This window comes from Nonomuraea rosea (assembly GCF_039539705.1).
In the GTDB taxonomy this organism is placed as follows: domain Bacteria; phylum Actinomycetota; class Actinomycetes; order Streptosporangiales; family Streptosporangiaceae; genus Nonomuraea; species Nonomuraea rosea.
In genome coordinates this window covers 208,321-222,553 of sequence record NZ_BAABDQ010000023.1, presented here as the reverse complement: position 1 = coordinate 222,553, position 14,233 = coordinate 208,321, and the positions used below count along the sequence as shown (strand labels likewise).

Below are 14,233 nucleotides of genomic sequence, written 5' to 3'. Positions count from 1 at the left end.
TGCGCACCATGGGCCGTGACGGCGAGGCGGCGCAGCGGCACCGGCTGGCGCTGGCGATCGCCGCCGAGACCGGCGACGAGGACGAGCGCGGCCGTGCCGCCGCCGCGCTCGAAAGCCTCGGCTGAGGCCCGCGCGGCCGGCAAGGTGGCGCCGCACCCTGAGGCGGTCGCCCGGCCGTGCCCTTCACGGGGAGGAGCACGGCTCCATCCGAAGGAGGATGTGCCTAGTGCAGGGGCGCTGTCAGAGTCGGAAGCAGGCGGCCGCTGGGCCGCCCCGATCCGGAAGGACCCCAGCAGTGTCATCGAGACACACCAGGGTGGTGCGGGGTTCGGCGCTGATCGCGGGCCTCGCGCTCGCGGGCGGGCTCACCGCGACCGCTCCCGCCGTGGCGGCGGAGCAGGCCAAGCTCACCGCGCCGGCCCTCACCGGCCAGTACGACGTCGGCACCACCGACCTCCACCTCGTCGACCCGTCCCGCCCCGATCCGTGGAAACCGGAACGGCGCCGGGAACTCATGGTCACCGTCACCTACCCCGCGGACCGGTTAGCCGGGGGCCCGCGGGCACCGTGGCTCACACCCGGCATGAGCACCGTCATCGACCAGGCGCTGGCGGGCGAGGACTACCTCGATCTCCCGCCTGGCTCCATCGACTGGGCATCGGCGAAGCGAAGGGCCGAGACCGGCGTCCCCGTGGCGCACGGCGCGCCGAAGCCGGTCGCGCTCTTCTCGCCCGCCTTCGGCAGCCCGCGAGAGACGTACACGGCGATCGTCGACGATCTGGCGAGCCACGGCTACGTGGTCGTCTCGCTCTCGCACACCTACGAGAGCGTGGCGGTCGAGTTTCCCGGCGGGCGGCTCGAACTCGCGGTGTCCGGGGACGAAGGCTCCGATTTCGAGAAGAAGGCGCTCGACGCCCGGGTGGCCGACAGCCGGTTCGTCCTCGACCAGCTCACGAAGATCACCCGGGGCGAGAACCCCGACGCGGGGAAGCGGCCGCTCCCGCGCGGGCTCGGCCGGTCGCTCGACCTGTCCCGGGTCGGCGCGTACGGGCACTCCTACGGCGGGTTCACCGCGGGCGAGACGATGGTCCACGATCGCCGTGTCGACGCCGGGATCAACCTGGACGGCGCGCTGGCGACCGCCGTCGGCTATCCCCCGGGAAGTCCTTACGTGCCGGGCGAAGTCGCGAAACGCGGCCTGGACCGGCCGTTCCTCCTGATGGGCGCCGAGGGCGTCGACGAGAACGGGAAACGGCTCGAGCACACGCACCGGCATCCCGAATTCGACCGCAGCTGGGCGGACTTCTGGGCCGGCCAGCGCGGCTGGAAGCGGGACCTGCTCCTGCGCGGCGGCAGCACCCACATGGCCTACAGCGATCTGCAGATCATCGTGCCGCAGCTCGGCGCACGCGTGGCGCCGGAGAAGCGTGCGGCGCTCATCGGCACCATCGACCCCCGTCGTTCGCTGGCCGCGCAACGGGACTACATCGGCGCGTTCTTCGATCTGCACCTTCGCGGACGGGACCGGCACCTGTTCGACGGCGAATCACCGCGGCACCCGAACATCGACTTCATCGACTAAGGGCTGAAGGGGACTTTCCCCGCGGTCCAGCGGCGATCCCCGCGTTGGACAGCTGCGCGCCGACCAGGGCCAGCACCTCTGCCTCACGCTTGGACACAGCCCCTGGGTACGCGACAGCCACGGCCGCATCATGCCCCGGCTGGGAGGCGTGCGTGATCCTTTGAGTGGTGGAATAGGTGTTCGCCCCGGATGTCCACACGGTCCCGCTTCGCAATGATGACCGCACCAGCGAGAACGCCGGAGAATGGAGCACCATCATGGGACGAGTCGTGCTGTCCGTCTTCACCACCGTCGACGGTGTCATCGAGAACCCGCATGAGTGGACCTTCCAGTTCGTCAGCCCGGACGCCATGGCCGTCGGCCTCGGCCAGATCCGTGCCGCCGACGCGCTGCTGCTCGGCCGGGTCACCTACGACGGCTTCGCCGCGGCCTGGCCGAGCATGACCGACGAGGCCGGCTACGCCGACCGGATGAACTCCCTGCCCAAGTACGTCGTCACGACGACCCTGGACAAGGGCGACTGGAACAACACCACCGTCATCACTGAAAACCCTGCCCAGCGGATCGCACAGCTCAAGAAGGAGATCGAGGGCGACATCCTGATCTTCGGCAGCGCCGCCCTCGTCCGATGGCTGCTGCGCGAGCAGCTCCTCGACGAGCTGCGCCTGGTCACCTACCCGGTCGTCGCCGGCAAGGGCGCGCGCCTGTTCGACGAGTCGGTGGACACCACGGTCCTGCGCCTGACCGGCTCCCAGGCCTTCACCTCGGGAGTCGTGGCTCTCACCTACGAACCGACCGGCGAAGGGATCATGGATCCCGCGGCGGCGCGGCGCGCAGCGACGGAGAACGCCGAGGGATGAGGCCTCAGCCGCGGTGGTGGCGATGACAGCGATCGGCGCCCCGGCTCTCTGTGCCGTCTGTGGTAAGGCGGTCATCGCGACCTTCATGAACCGACATTTGGGAGAAACAGCATGAACGACGAAGTCGCCCAGTACATCAGCGACACCGCACCATGGCAGCAGACGGTCTGCGAGAAGTTGCGCGCGATGATCCACGAAACGGTTCCCGCCGTCGAAGAGCGGCTTCAATACGGCAAGCCGCACTTCCTCAAGAACGGGCAGCACGCGGCCGTCATAGCGGTCGCCCGGGGCAAGGTCTCCTTCATGGTGTTCAACGCCACGGGCATCCCCGCGGTCAAGGGCTTCATCCGAGCGATGGGCAAGGGGGAGCGCAAGTGCGCCGACATCGAAGAAGGGCAGGAGGTTGACTACAAGGCACTTGCCGAGATCCTGGAGAAGACCGCGATCGCCCTGTAGGGTGCCCGGCCGGGCACCGACCCGCATTCACCCGCCAAAGACGCCACTCGAGTCGGCAAAGCTTCGACATGTCGGGATTGGCGGCAGGTAGGGGGAGGAATGATGCCCTCTGCCTTATTGGCCCGCGCGATGGGGGAGCGGAAATGAACGACCTTGATCTGGGCGTCCACTCCGAGGTCGGGACGCTGCGCAAGGTGATCGTGCATCGGCCGGAGCTCAGCCTGAAACGGCTCACCCCCGCCAACAACGACGGGCTGCTGTTCGATGACATCCTCTGGGTCGAGCAGGCGCAGAAGGAGCACGACGCGTTCGTGGCGGTGATGCGCGAGCGCGGCGTCGAGGTCTTCTATCACCAGAAACTGCTGGCCGAGGCGCTGGACGCCGGGTTCGAGGCCAAGCAGCACGCCCTGGAGCAGGCCGTCACCCATCTGACCGTGGGCCCGTCACTGGTCGACGCCGTCCGGGAGACGCTGTCCGGGTGGAGCGGCGAGAAGCTCGCCACCCACCTGATCGGCGGCCTGACCAAGGAGGAGTTCGGCATCGCGGAATTGGACACCCGCTCGCTGGTCGCGGCGTCAGGGGATCCCCGGGCGTTCCTGCTGCCGCCGCTGCCGAACTCGCTCTATCAGCGCGACCCGTCTGCGTGGCTGTACGGCGGAGTGTCGCTCAACCCGATGTTCTGGCACGCCCGCCTGCTGGAGACCATGAACCAGTCCACGATCTACCACCACCACCCGATGTTCGCCCATGAGGACTTCTCGTTCTGGTACCCGTTCGCGGGCGACGACGAGCGTTTCAACGAGGAGTCCTACGGCAACGCGGCCATGGAGGGCGGCGACATGATGCCCATCGGCCACGGCACGGTGGCCATCGGCATGAGCGAGCGCACCAACCCCCGCACGATCGAGCACATCGCGCTGTCACTGTTCGCTTCCGGCGCGGCCGAGCGGCTGATCGCGGTCAACGTCCCGAAGAGCCGCTCCTACATGCACCTCGACACCGTCTTCACCTTCCTGGACGTGGACAAGGCCACGGCTTACCCGCCGTTCCTGGACGCCGCCGCCAGCTACTCGCTGCGGCCGGGCGACAAGGAGGGCACGCTGGAGGTGCACCGCGACCGCAGCTTCGTCGGCGCTCTGGAGGAGGCGCTCGGCCTGACCGCGCTGGACGTCATCCCGACCGGCGGCGACGACTTCCAGATGGCTCGCGAGCAGTGGGACTCGGGCAACAACTTCTTCGCTCTCTCGCCCGGCGTGGTGATCGGCTACCACAAGAACCAGTTCACCAACCGCAAGCTGCGTGAGCACGGCGTGGAGGTCCTCGAGATCGAAGGCTTCGAGCTGGGCAAGGGCCGGGGCGGCGCGCACTGCATGACCTGCCCCATCGAGCGCGACGGCGTTTGACCGAGCAGGCCGACCGCGCCATCAGCCTGTCGCTGCGTGTCGGCGAGCTGCTGCCGGCCAGCGGCGAGGCGACCGAGAACGTCACGGGCGCGATGCGGACGATCCTGCGGGCGTATGGCCTGCGCCAGGTCGAGACGGACGTGAACCTGTCCACGATCACGCTGTCGCACGTCCCCGACGGTGAACCGACGGGACGCGGTCTATCCCGGGTGGCTGGTGGTCGCCGGGCTGTCGCCCGGCGCGGGGGTCGCGCTGCTGCCCGGCTCGGCGCTCTATCGGGCATGCTCAAGCTCAGCCTCGGCGACCTGCCGGCCGGGATGCGCAACCTGGTGGAGGCGCTGTCGATCGCCTCGGGCATCGGCACGGGCGTCATCCTGGGCGCGGAGGCGCTGCGCGCGGTCCGAAGGCGCGACGTGTCCCGCCGGATCAGGCCCGCCTCTCGCCGTACCCGCGGATACTAACTTGCACAAACAGCCCGTTTTCCTGGAGAAAGGCCCGGGTACCCGATCCGCGACATCAGCTGCGGACCGGGGGAAACGCATGATCACCACCTGCCGGGCGTCCCGATGACCAGCCACCCGGCTCTCGTCCTGTTCCTGGCGCTGTTCGGCCTCTACAGCCCGGTCGCCGCGCTCGCCTCCTACCTGCCCATCGTGCGGACCTTCGATGGGGCGCAGATCATCCGGCTGTCCCTTGGCCTGGCCCTCAACGTCGCCGTGTTCGTCCTGGTCGCGCTCTGGGTCGGTGAGCCGCTGCTGAAGCTGCTGGGCATCAGCACAGCCGCGCTCACCGCCACCGGAGGCATCGCCCTCGCCTTCGCCGCCATCCCGCTGATGCTCGGCAAGGCCGGGGCCGTCGAGGAGCTGAACAAACCGGCTGACCAGGCCCCCGAGCCGCCGGCGAACGTCCAGTCGGTGCTATTCACGCCGGTGACCTTCCCGCTCACGGTGGGCGGTACCACCTTCGCCTTCTGCGTCGCGGCCGCCGCGGAAGCCGACGGCCCCAGGGACAAGCTCTTCCTGTCGATCGCCACGCTGGTCTTCGCCGCCGTCACCGGCATCACCATGTACGCCGCCGGCCACGTCCAGCGCCGCATCTCCTTCAAGGGCGCCATGCTCCTCGACCGGGTGGCCGGCATCCTGCTCACCGCCATCGCCGTCATCCTGCTCGCCAACGGCTTCACCGACCTGGTCGCCGACCGCCTCGACCGCTGACCGGCGCACGCTCGTCCGACCAGGAGCAGCGCCGCCGCTTCATGCGCTCAGGGTTTCCAGCCTGTCGTCCACAACCAGGTCTCCAGCCGCATCAGTCCCGGGTGCTCCGCCCGCAGCGCGGAGAGGTCGGACAACTCGGAGGGATGCTCGTCGAAGAACGTGAACATCTGGGCCAGCTGGCCGCTGCATCGGAAGCTCTGGTCGTACGGCGAGGTTGACCACCAGCTCGCCGTCGATGAGCGCCGGGCGATTGTAGGTGGCGAAATTCTCCATGAAAGAAACCGGACGCAGGATGGTCGCCGGAAGCTTGAGCGCGTGAATGTGCTCTTCGATCCGCGACTTGCTCTCGTAGCAGGGGATTCCGGAATGGGCGCCGGCGCCATTGAGCGAGCTGTGCACGAGACGACCCGCGATTCGTGATGCTGCTGGCAGAGCTGACCGACGCCAGCCCGGAATTCCGGGAGTGGTGGGCGGAGTACCCCATCCGCGACTTCAGACCCGCGACCGTCAAGATCGATCACCCCCAGATCGGTCGGCTCGACCTGGAGATGTTTCAACTTCGCCTGGTCGAGCACCGGGACCTGCTGATGGTACCCGCGAGCCAAGATGATCTACAGCGTGTCACCTCGTTGCTGGGCCGCCCGTGACATGAGATCCATCTCTGCCTTAGCGCTCGACGAGGCGGCCGCTATTGGACGTTCGTGCCGTCGCGCGCCTCAATGGCCGCGGCCATGAAGTCCTGGAAATGCGCGAACCGCTGCTGATCCATCTTCAGCGACACCCCGTTGATGATCCGGTCCTGGTACCTGGTGCCGATCGTGACCTTGAAGCCGTCACCGTGCGGTTTCGCGTCCACTCCGAGGAACGCCACGTGGTACCTCTTGGCATCCGTCAGGCAATGGAAGATTTCGAAGGTCCTGCCGTCTTGCACCAGGATGTACTCACCGATCGCGAACTCCGCTGCCATGGCTTCCCGTTCATGCCGCTTGATGCGCCTGGTGTCAGGGTCATCCTAGGGGCACCCGTCATAAACCTGCGGACCGCGGATGGTGCGGGTGCCGATCGCCGGCCAACGCGCTCACTCGTCACGGCCCTCTGCCCGAGCGCTCATTACGCGTGCTGAGCGCGGGCCTGGCGGAGGCGCTGTCCGCGGTGCATCGCGCGGGTGTCGTCCACCGCGACCTCAAACCGGCCAACGTCCTGCTGGCAGACGACGGCCCGCGCGTCATCGACTTCGGCATCGCCCGCGCCCTCGACGGCACCGCCTCCACCAGGACAGGCGCCGCGATCGGCACGCCGGGGTTCATGGCGCCCGAGCAGATCAGCGGCTTCGCCGTCACACCGGCCGCCGACATCTTCGCCTTCGGCGCGGTGCTGTGCTACGCGGCAGGCGGGCGACCCTTCGGCGAGGGGCACCCGGTCGCCCTGATGCACCGCGTGCTCAACAACGAGCCCGACCTGAGCGCACTGCCGGGTGGGTTACGCGACCTCGTGCACGGCTGCCTGCACAAGCACCCAGGCCGACGTCCTAGCTGGTCAGGTCAGACCCGCGTCGTGGGCGAGGATCGCGATCTGGGTGCGGTTGTCCATGCCGAGCTTGGTGAGGATGCTGGAGACGTGCGCCTTCACGGTCGTGATGCCCATGGCCAGGTCCGCGGCGATGTCGGCGTTCGTCCGGCCGCGCGCGATCGCCAGGGCCACCTCGTGCTCGCGTGGGGTGAGGGCGGCCAGCGCGGCGCGGGCCCGCTCATAGGCGCCGGCCTGCGCGACGGTGCGCTCCATCAATCGCCGGGTGATGCGCGGCGACAGGATCGGATCGCCCGCGGCGACCCGGGTGACCGCCTCCACGATCCGCGGCGGCGGGGTGTCCTTCAGCAGGAATCCGGCAGCGCCCGCGCGGAGGGCGTGCAGGACGTTCTCGTCGGTGTCGAACGTGGTCAGCACGATCACCTCGGGCGGGCGGGCACGGGCGCGCAGCCGGCGGGTGGCGGTGATGCCGTCCACACGCGGCATCCGCAGGTCCATCAGGACGACGTCGGGGGCGTGGGCGTCGGTGGCCGTGATCGCCTCCTGGCCGTCGGCCGCCTCGCCGACGACCGTGATGCCGGCGGCACCGTCCAGCATCATGGACAGCCCCGCGCGGACCAGGGCATCGTCGTCGACCAGTAATACGCGGATCACGCGGGCCATGGTAGCCGGGCCTGCAGCCGGAACTCTCCTTCAGCGTTGTGGTGATCCAGTTGCCCGCCGGCCAGCCGTACCCGCTCGGTGAGCCCGACCAGGCCGAGGCCGCTGCCGGGCGCGAGTGGGGCGGTGCCCGCCGGGGCCAGCGGGTTGCGGATGTCGATCAGCAGGGGCGTGCCGGGAGCGCCGCGCAGCAGCACCTCCACCGGCCGGCCGGGGGCGTGTTTGCGGGCGTTGGTGAGCCCTTCCTGGACGACGCGGTAGGCGGTCCGGGACGCGGCCTGCGGAAAGGCGCCGTCGTCGGTGACTTCCTCGTGGAGGCGTACCTCCTGGCCGGCCTCCCGTGCGTCCGCGATCAGGCCGGGCAGGTCGGCCAGCGCCGGCAGGGGTTCCAGCTCGTCCAGGTGGTCGTCCTGCTCGTGCAGCAGGCTGATCACCTGGCGGAGCTCCTCCAGCGCCTGGTGGACCCCGGTGCGGATCACCCCGGCGGCCCGGGCGAGCTTCTCGGGGGAGGAGTCCGGGCGGTATTCCAGTGCCCCGGCGTGGGTGGCCACCAGGGACAGGCGGTGGGCCAGCACGTCGTGCATCTCCCTGGCGAGCCGGCGGCGTTCGGCCATGCGGGCCTCGGCGACCCGCCTGCCCTGCTCGGCTTCGGCGCGGTGGGCACGTTCATGCAGGGAGAAGAGCAGGGCGCGGCGGGAGCGGGCCAGCGCGCCCCAGCCGATCAGCGCGCCGTAGGAGGCGCAGATCAGCAGTAACCACCATTGCTGGGAGATGCCGGAGCTCGGCCGCCACAGCCCTTGGACCACGTGGGCCGCGACGCCCGCGGCCGCCACCGCCGCCGCGACGGGGAAGCGCCTGCGCTGGGCCACCTGCAGCGCCCCCATCGTCGCCGCCGGAGTGGCCACGGGGGACAGGGTGGCCAGGAGGGTGGCGGCCAGTGCTCCCGAGGTCGGCCACCGCAGCTGGGCGAGCGCCGCGACCAGGCTCACCGCCGCGACGACGACGTCCAGCCCCCACGTGGGCCCGCCGGCCAGGCCCCACAGCGTTAAGGCGGTCAGGCCGCCCATCCCGAGGACCACGCCGGCCACCGCGATCGGGTACGAGGGTCGGGTCTTGCTCACCTGGTCAGGGTAATCGCCGGTTCGCAGGCGCCATCACCTACCAAAGGAGGACCCGTACCCCACCGGAGGAGAACACCGGGTGACCGCGCGCCCGATGCGGCGGACCGGGCGAGCGGGCGAAGCTGACCGGCATGAACACCTCAGCCCAGCGAATCCTGCTCACCGTCGTCGGCGCCCCCGCGGCCGCTCTGGCCGTCTGGGCCCTGGCCGTGCCGATCGCCGGAAACACTCTGACCGTGCGCATGGGCGCCGGCACGCAGCCGGTCGAACCGGGATCGGTCCTGGTGGTGAGCCTGCTGGTCGGGCTGGCGGGCTGGGCGCTGCTTGCCATTCTGGAGCGGTTCGCGTCCCGGCCCGGCCGGATCTGGACGATCGTCGCCCTGGCCGTACTCGTCCTGTCCCTGCTCGGGCCGCTCGGCAGCGCCGTCGGCATCGCCACGACGCTGGTGCTGGTCCTGATGCACCTGGCCGTCGGCACCGTCCTCGTCCTGGGGCTGGCACGGCGATGAACCCGCCCGAGCCCGCTCATCGCCATTCGCACCCGCGCGCAGGAGACATGACATGACCGTCCTCGTCAGAGCGATCGAGGCCGCCCGCCGCTACGGTGACGTGCTCGCGCTCGACCGCGTCTCGCTCGACATCAGCGCGGGCGAGCTGGTCGGGCTGCTCGGCCCGAACGGCGCCGGCAAGTCCACCCTCATCAACCTCTTCGCAGGGCTGCGCCGGCCGACGTCGGGCACGGTGGAGCTGTTCGGCGGCTCGCCACTGGACCCCGCCCTGCGGCGCGGCATCGGCGTGACCCCCCAGGAGACCGGGCTGCCGGAGTCGCTGCGTGTCGGAGAGATCGTCGACTTCGTCTCCGCGCACTTCCCCGAGCGCTACGGTACGGCGGAGCTGCTGGCCAGGTTCGGCCTCGGCGACCTGGTCAGGCGGCAGGTCGGGGGACTGTCCGGCGGGCAGCGGCGGCGGCTGGCGGTGGCGCTGGCGTTCGCGGGCCGGCCGCGGCTGGTGTTCCTCGACGAGCCCACCACCGGGCTGGACGTGGAGGCCAGGCGAACCCTGTGGGAAGGGATCAGGAGCTTCCACGCCGACGGCGGCACCGTGGTGCTGACCAGCCACTACCTGGAGGAGATCGAGGCGCTGGCGCGACGGGTGGTGGTGATCGGCCGGGGCCGGGTGCTGGCTGACGGCACCGTGCGGGCCGTGCGCGACATGGTGGGCATGCGGCGGGTCTCCTTCGCGGCGCCGGCCGTACCGGATCTGCCCGGGATTCTGCGGAGCTCGATCGAGGACGGCCGGGTGCACCTGGTCACCACCGATTCCGACCTGCTGGTCACCGAGCTGGTACGCGCCGGGACGGCCTTCGCCGACCTTGAGGTGCGGCCGGCCTCGCTGGAAGAGGCCTTCATCACCATCACCTCCAAGGAGGAGGCACGTGCCTGATCTCATCCTCACCCACACCCGCTACCAGTTCCTGCAGCAGCTCCGCGTCCCGATCGCGCTGGTGGCGAGCGCGTTCTTCCCCGCGGCCGCGATGCTGGCGTTCGTGGTGCCCTTCAGCGGCGCCGATCCGGCGAGCGCCACGTCGGCGACGGCCGGGATGATGCTGTTCGGCGCCATGTCGGCGGCGCTGATCGGGCTGAGCATCAGCGTGGCACAGGACCGCGAGCAGCCCTGGGACCCCTACCTGCGTACGCTGCCCGCAGGCCCGCTGCCCCGCTTCGCCGGCCGCATCCTGACCACGATGGCCGGCATGCTGCTGTCGGTGGTGCCGGTCCTGCTCATCTCGGCCTTCCTCACCGCCGCCGCCATCTCCCCGCTCCGCCTGGCGCTGGGCATCGGCGCGCTGTTGCTGGGCTCGGTGCCGTTCATGCTGATGGGTCTGTTCATCGGGTACGCGGTGTCGTCCAAGGCGGCGATCGCGGTGTCGCAGGTGGCGTACTTCCCGATCGCGGCGCTGGGCGGGCTGCTGGTACCGCTGGAGGTCATGCCGGGTTTCGTGCAGTCCCTGGCGCCGTTCGTGCCCAGCCGGGGCGCGATCGAACTCATGTGGGCCGCGGTGGCGGGCCGCACCCCCTCTCCCGTCTCCCTGGCCGCCTTCGCCGCCTGGACCGTTCTCGCCGCGGCCGCCGCCACCTGGGCCTACCGCCGGGACGAGGGCCGCCGTTTCTCGTGATCCGTTTCCCGGCAGTTACGTCCGGGACGGTCGATGCCGCCGTCATCGCGACGACGAGTGAGGCTGCGGACCTCGCACTCGGCCTGAACGGGCCCTTTTGTTGTCCAAAAAGATGACTTAAGGTCGAAATTGTGATCCAAAAGTGAAGGAGGTGCATCATGCGACGCTATTTCCGGATCTTGGTAGGACGGCTGGGTCGTGCCCGGGCCAACGGCGTCTATGCCCACGTGGAGTGCAGTAACGACTGACGTCCCCTGGGGCGGCCGCGCGCCGCCCCACCACGCTCCCCCGAGGTGGGTATGACCGAGACCGGAATCCCAGGCCCTCGCGGACAGTGGCTGGTCGGCCAGCTTCCCGCCTACGAGCGCGACCGCATGTCCTGGCTGCGTACCAACCAGGCGGACTACGGCGACATCATCCGCCTGGCTCCCCACGCCGTCGTCGTCCTCGACCCCGATGCCGCCCAGCAGATCTTCACGCAGACCAACGACACGTACATGCTCGACAACGCGATCGTGGTCAGCCGCCGGGCGCGAGCCGCGCAGGAGGCCCGCCTCCCCGTCGTGATGCGCCGCCGCCGGCTGGCCAGCCGCGCGATGGTCAACCATCTCACGCAGGAGCACATCGACCGCCAGGTGGCCACGCTGAGCGACCAGCTCCGCGCCCACGCGGGCCGTTCCACCGACCTGTTCACCACCACCACCGCGATCTGCGGCACGGCCACGGCCTGGTTCTGCTTCGGCGGCGGCACCCGGGACTCCCGCGTCACCGAGATCGCGGACGCCTCCCTCTCCGCCTTCTACGGAATCCTGAAGATCCTGGAGATCGGCGAAGTCCGCGTCCGCTGGCTCCCGCGCCCGGCCGCCAAGAAGGCCATCCAGGAAAACGAGGCCCTGCGCGCCCTGATCAAGGAGGAGATCGCCGGCCGCCGCGCCGCCACCCCGCCGCCCCACCCACGCGACCTGCTCGACGAGCTGCTCCGCATCAGCGACAACGACGCCGACGTCGCGGCGGCGGCGCGCCTGGTGGTCTTCACCGCGCCCGGCGTCCCCGGCGCCGCCTCCTCCTGGCTCACCCTCCGGCTGGCCGAGCGCCCGGAACTCGCAGCGGAGATCGCCGGCGAGGCGGCCGGACCCCTCTCGATCGGCCAGGCCGTCGGCGCGCGCGCCCTCCCGCTCGCCGACGCCTTCCTGCGCGAGGTGCTGCGCCTCCATCCGCCCCAGTGGATGCTCAGCCGTACGGCGTTGCGTCCCACTCAGCTGGGGCCCTACCTCCTGGACACCGGCCAGCAGGTGATGGTCTGCACCTACCTCATCCACCGCGATCCCCGCTGGTGGGACGACCCGGAGTCGTTCTCACCGCAACGCTGGCACCAGGCGCCCAAACGCGGCCGCTACCTCCCGTTTGGCGCGGGCCCGCGCGGCTGTCCCGGCTCCCCGCTGGCCAAGATCCAGCTCATGGCGCTGACGTCGCTGCTGGCGCGCGACTACCGTCTCCAGGTACGGCACGGCGACCCGGAGTTCGGCGGGCTGCTCAAGCCGGCGGGCGCGCTGACCCTCATGGAACCGGCTGAAGATCGGTCGTTCGGCTGAGCCGCCACGGACACGCGGCCGAGTGCGGGTCATCGGTGGATGACGCCGGGATCGGGGTCGAGGTTGATGGAGTCCAGATTGACGTTGCCGTTGTCGGTGGTGCCCATGGCGTTGGCGTAGCGGAGGCCCAGGTCGCCGGGGCGCTCGCCCACGGTCAAAGTACGCCAGGGCGTGGCTGGGGCGTCCTGTGAGATCCACGCCGAGCCCTGACGCGCCGACGAGAGCCTTGCCATGACCGTTCACGCTGTAGGTGAGGCGGCCGTCCACAGTGGTGATCGCGACCCGCAGATTCCCGTCCGGCGACCTCACGACCTGAGCACCCGCCCCGGCGACCTCGGCCGGCGCGCCGGGGGTGGGCTCCTCGGCCTGGGCGGGGACTGCCATGATCCCTCCCGAGAGGATGAAGGCAGTCGTCAACGAGAGCAGTACCGTCCGTCTTCTCCGCGCCACGTCCGCTCGCCACTTCTTTTCGGGGGTGACGGAGGGCACTCCGCAGGATGTTTCCGTGACGGTAGGTGTCCGAAAAGGAGCACGTCAACGCTCTTGAGACTGGTGAAGTTTCTTATTCGGACAGGTGCCCCCGGTCGAAGAAGCTGGCAGACCGGAGGTCATGCCTGGGCTCCTCCTCGATGGACTACCCGGTAGCGCAGATGTGTGGCGTCGCTGCCTTCGAGCCTGCGCACAAGCTCCAGCTCGACGGGATCGAGTCCCGTGGCCTCGAACAGCCGACGGCCCCCTCCCAGCAGCACGGGGACGAGGTGCAGCTCGAGTTCGTCGAGCTGGCCGGCCGCCAGCAGCGCCTGCGCGGCACCCGCGCCGTGCACCAGCACCGCACGGTCTTGCGCGGCTTCCCGGGCTTCGGCGGCACACGCGTTGACGTCGGTGTAGAACTTCGCGCTGCCAGGTGGCACGTCACCCGCCTCGACGTGGTGGGTCAGCACGTGGATCGGCACGCCGTCATGATGATCGCCCTGCCACCTGCCCGCCAGCTCGAACGTGCGGCGCCCCGAGATCACGGCGCCGGTGGCCAGAGCCTCGCGGTACACCTGCCCATCGACCCCGGCGGACATCCGCTCGTCAAGCCAGTTGAACAACCGCCCGCCCCCGCGTCCCAGCTCCTGGCCCTTGCGGTCGTCCGGTCCGGCGATGAAGCCGTCGACGGACATGGCCATGTACAGACGGATCGGCGCGTCACCCATCGGAGTCATCCTTCCTAGGCGGCAGATCGGCCGCGGTCATGCCGTCGGCGTGGCCAGGAGGCCACTGGACGAGCTCGATCCTGCGGCCGTCCGGGTCGGCGACGAACGCCGTCTTCAGACCGTCCGCACTTTCGTGACCAGGGCCGGCAGGCTCGATCCCCTGTGAGGCGAGGGCCTCCAGCGTGTCCGCCATCGACTCGACCTTGACGACGAGATGGCTCACATCGGTGCCGCGTACGACCGGCTTGGCGTCGTGAACGAGCTCGACGGTCACGAACTCGTCGTCAGGCAGCTTGAGCATGGTGAGATGCCCGATCGGCGTCTCGGGCACGCACCCGACGACCTCGTAACCGATGGCCTCATAGAACGCCAGCGAATCCTTGCGGTCGGTCACCCGCAGCCCTATGTGCAACGTCCGCATCGTGGTTCCTCCATTCCGTGCG

Annotated in this window: 18 protein-coding genes and 1 pseudogene; 13 read left to right on the top strand and 6 right to left on the bottom strand. The window is 69.9% G+C overall.

The genetic code is table 11. The features are described 5' to 3' along the window. Positions 1–295 precede the first annotated feature (295 nt). From ABEA43_RS40815 to ABEA43_RS40780, 8 genes are all read left to right on the top strand, one after another. Positions 296–1,582: an alpha/beta hydrolase family protein gene (locus ABEA43_RS40815; protein ID WP_345570663.1), complete on the top strand. Its 1,287-nt coding sequence runs from the start codon at positions 296–298 to the stop codon at positions 1,580–1,582. Positions 1,583–1,839: 257 nt separating this feature from the next. Continuing rightward, positions 1,840–2,442, top strand: coding sequence for a dihydrofolate reductase family protein (locus ABEA43_RS40810; protein ID WP_345570662.1), 603 nt, complete (start codon positions 1,840–1,842; stop codon positions 2,440–2,442). A 111-nt stretch (positions 2,443–2,553) separates the two neighbouring features. Beyond that, positions 2,554–2,898: a DUF1801 domain-containing protein gene (locus ABEA43_RS40805; protein WP_345570661.1), complete on the top strand. Its 345-nt coding sequence runs from the start codon at positions 2,554–2,556 to the stop codon at positions 2,896–2,898. A 143-nt stretch (positions 2,899–3,041) separates the two neighbouring features. Continuing rightward, positions 3,042–4,301: an arginine deiminase gene (locus ABEA43_RS40800; protein ID WP_345570660.1), complete on the top strand. Its 1,260-nt coding sequence runs from the start codon at positions 3,042–3,044 to the stop codon at positions 4,299–4,301. Then, positions 4,298–4,762: a threonine/serine exporter family protein gene (locus ABEA43_RS40795; protein ID WP_345570659.1), complete on the top strand. Its 465-nt coding sequence runs from the start codon at positions 4,298–4,300 to the stop codon at positions 4,760–4,762. The genes ABEA43_RS40800 and ABEA43_RS40795 overlap by 4 nt, the downstream gene beginning before the upstream one ends. A gap of 105 nt (positions 4,763–4,867) precedes the next feature. After that, a complete protein-coding gene (locus ABEA43_RS40790; protein WP_345570658.1) occupies positions 4,868–5,515 on the top strand; it encodes a MarC family protein in 648 nt (215 codons plus the stop codon). A gap of 159 nt (positions 5,516–5,674) precedes the next feature. Then, the gene (locus ABEA43_RS68695) at positions 5,675–5,935 is read left to right on the top strand and encodes a hypothetical protein (protein ID WP_345570657.1); all 261 of its coding nucleotides are present in this window, start codon (positions 5,675–5,677) and stop codon (positions 5,933–5,935) included. Continuing rightward, positions 5,935–6,162: an MmyB family transcriptional regulator gene (locus ABEA43_RS40780; protein WP_345570669.1), complete on the top strand. Its 228-nt coding sequence runs from the start codon at positions 5,935–5,937 to the stop codon at positions 6,160–6,162. The genes ABEA43_RS68695 and ABEA43_RS40780 overlap by 1 nt, the downstream gene beginning before the upstream one ends. A 41-nt stretch (positions 6,163–6,203) precedes the next feature. Here the strand turns inward: ABEA43_RS40780 and ABEA43_RS40775 are convergent, their stop codons facing one another. Then, complete coding sequence (locus tag ABEA43_RS40775; RefSeq protein WP_345570656.1) at positions 6,204–6,482, bottom strand: hypothetical protein; 279 nt, start codon at positions 6,480–6,482, stop codon at positions 6,204–6,206. Between the two features lie 119 nt (positions 6,483–6,601). Here ABEA43_RS40775 and ABEA43_RS40770 point away from each other — a divergent pair. Next, positions 6,602–6,994, top strand: a pseudogene (locus tag ABEA43_RS40770) (serine/threonine-protein kinase); the annotation flags it as partial. Between the two features lie 57 nt (positions 6,995–7,051). On the opposite strand, the gene ABEA43_RS40765 reads toward ABEA43_RS40770, so the two are convergent. Together ABEA43_RS40765 and ABEA43_RS40760 are read right to left on the bottom strand one after the other, a co-directional pair. Continuing rightward, complete coding sequence (locus tag ABEA43_RS40765; RefSeq protein WP_345570655.1) at positions 7,052–7,705, bottom strand: response regulator; 654 nt, start codon at positions 7,703–7,705, stop codon at positions 7,052–7,054. Beyond that, entirely contained in the window at positions 7,693–8,823 is a 1,131-nt protein-coding gene (locus tag ABEA43_RS40760; RefSeq protein WP_345570653.1) for a sensor histidine kinase, read from the bottom strand. Before ABEA43_RS40760 ends, ABEA43_RS40765 begins: the two co-directional genes overlap by 13 nt. 131 nt (positions 8,824–8,954) lie before the next feature. Between ABEA43_RS40760 and ABEA43_RS40755 the strand changes: the two genes are divergently transcribed. From ABEA43_RS40755 to ABEA43_RS40740, 4 genes are all read left to right on the top strand, one after another. Beyond that, positions 8,955–9,332: a DUF6069 family protein gene (locus ABEA43_RS40755; RefSeq protein ID WP_345570651.1), complete on the top strand. Its 378-nt coding sequence runs from the start codon at positions 8,955–8,957 to the stop codon at positions 9,330–9,332. A 52-nt stretch (positions 9,333–9,384) separates the two neighbouring features. Next, positions 9,385–10,266 carry an ABC transporter ATP-binding protein gene (locus ABEA43_RS40750; RefSeq protein ID WP_345570649.1) on the top strand — a complete coding sequence of 294 codons (882 nt, stop codon included), beginning with the start codon at positions 9,385–9,387 and terminating at the stop codon, positions 10,264–10,266. Beyond that, positions 10,259–10,999, top strand: coding sequence for an ABC transporter permease (locus ABEA43_RS40745; RefSeq protein ID WP_345570647.1), 741 nt, complete (start codon positions 10,259–10,261; stop codon positions 10,997–10,999). Before ABEA43_RS40750 ends, ABEA43_RS40745 begins: the two co-directional genes overlap by 8 nt. Positions 11,000–11,298: 299 nt before the next feature. Beyond that, positions 11,299–12,591, top strand: coding sequence for a cytochrome P450 (locus ABEA43_RS40740; RefSeq protein WP_345570646.1), 1,293 nt, complete (start codon positions 11,299–11,301; stop codon positions 12,589–12,591). 29 nt (positions 12,592–12,620) lie between these two features. Here the strand turns inward: ABEA43_RS40740 and ABEA43_RS40735 are convergent, their stop codons facing one another. The 3 genes from ABEA43_RS40735 to ABEA43_RS40725 form a co-directional block, all read right to left on the bottom strand. After that, entirely contained in the window at positions 12,621–12,824 is a 204-nt protein-coding gene (locus ABEA43_RS40735; RefSeq protein ID WP_345570644.1) for a hypothetical protein, read from the bottom strand. A 375-nt stretch (positions 12,825–13,199) separates the two neighbouring features. After that, positions 13,200–13,790 carry a dihydrofolate reductase family protein gene (locus tag ABEA43_RS40730; protein ID WP_345570642.1) on the bottom strand — a complete coding sequence of 197 codons (591 nt, stop codon included), beginning with the start codon at positions 13,788–13,790 and terminating at the stop codon, positions 13,200–13,202. After that, positions 13,783–14,211 (bottom strand): VOC family protein, encoded by a 429-nt coding sequence (locus ABEA43_RS40725; protein ID WP_345570640.1) that lies wholly within the window; start codon positions 14,209–14,211, stop codon positions 13,783–13,785. The genes ABEA43_RS40730 and ABEA43_RS40725 overlap by 8 nt, the downstream gene beginning before the upstream one ends. Between the last annotated feature and the right edge of the window lie 22 nt (positions 14,212–14,233).

Excerpts from the sequence above, each read along its gene's own strand:
- ABEA43_RS40810 (WP_345570662.1), top strand. The coding sequence starts at position 1,840 with ATGGGACGAGTCGTGCTGTCCGTCTTCACCACCGTCGACGGTGTCATC.
- ABEA43_RS40805 (WP_345570661.1), top strand. The coding sequence starts at position 2,554 with ATGAACGACGAAGTCGCCCAGTACATCAGCGACACCGCACCATGGCAG.
- ABEA43_RS40800 (WP_345570660.1), top strand. The coding sequence starts at position 3,042 with ATGAACGACCTTGATCTGGGCGTCCACTCCGAGGTCGGGACGCTGCGC.
- ABEA43_RS40790 (WP_345570658.1), top strand. The coding sequence starts at position 4,868 with ATGACCAGCCACCCGGCTCTCGTCCTGTTCCTGGCGCTGTTCGGCCTC.
- ABEA43_RS40780 (WP_345570669.1), top strand. The coding sequence starts at position 5,935 with ATGCTGCTGGCAGAGCTGACCGACGCCAGCCCGGAATTCCGGGAGTGG.
- ABEA43_RS40775 (WP_345570656.1), bottom strand. The coding sequence starts at position 6,482 with ATGGCAGCGGAGTTCGCGATCGGTGAGTACATCCTGGTGCAAGACGGC.
- ABEA43_RS40765 (WP_345570655.1), bottom strand. The coding sequence starts at position 7,705 with ATGGCCCGCGTGATCCGCGTATTACTGGTCGACGACGATGCCCTGGTC.
- ABEA43_RS40755 (WP_345570651.1), top strand. The coding sequence starts at position 8,955 with ATGAACACCTCAGCCCAGCGAATCCTGCTCACCGTCGTCGGCGCCCCC.
- ABEA43_RS40750 (WP_345570649.1), top strand. The coding sequence starts at position 9,385 with ATGACCGTCCTCGTCAGAGCGATCGAGGCCGCCCGCCGCTACGGTGAC.
- ABEA43_RS40740 (WP_345570646.1), top strand. The coding sequence starts at position 11,299 with ATGACCGAGACCGGAATCCCAGGCCCTCGCGGACAGTGGCTGGTCGGC.
- ABEA43_RS40735 (WP_345570644.1), bottom strand. The coding sequence starts at position 12,824 with ATGGCAAGGCTCTCGTCGGCGCGTCAGGGCTCGGCGTGGATCTCACAG.
- ABEA43_RS40730 (WP_345570642.1), bottom strand. The coding sequence starts at position 13,790 with ATGGGTGACGCGCCGATCCGTCTGTACATGGCCATGTCCGTCGACGGC.
- ABEA43_RS40725 (WP_345570640.1), bottom strand. The coding sequence starts at position 14,211 with ATGCGGACGTTGCACATAGGGCTGCGGGTGACCGACCGCAAGGATTCG.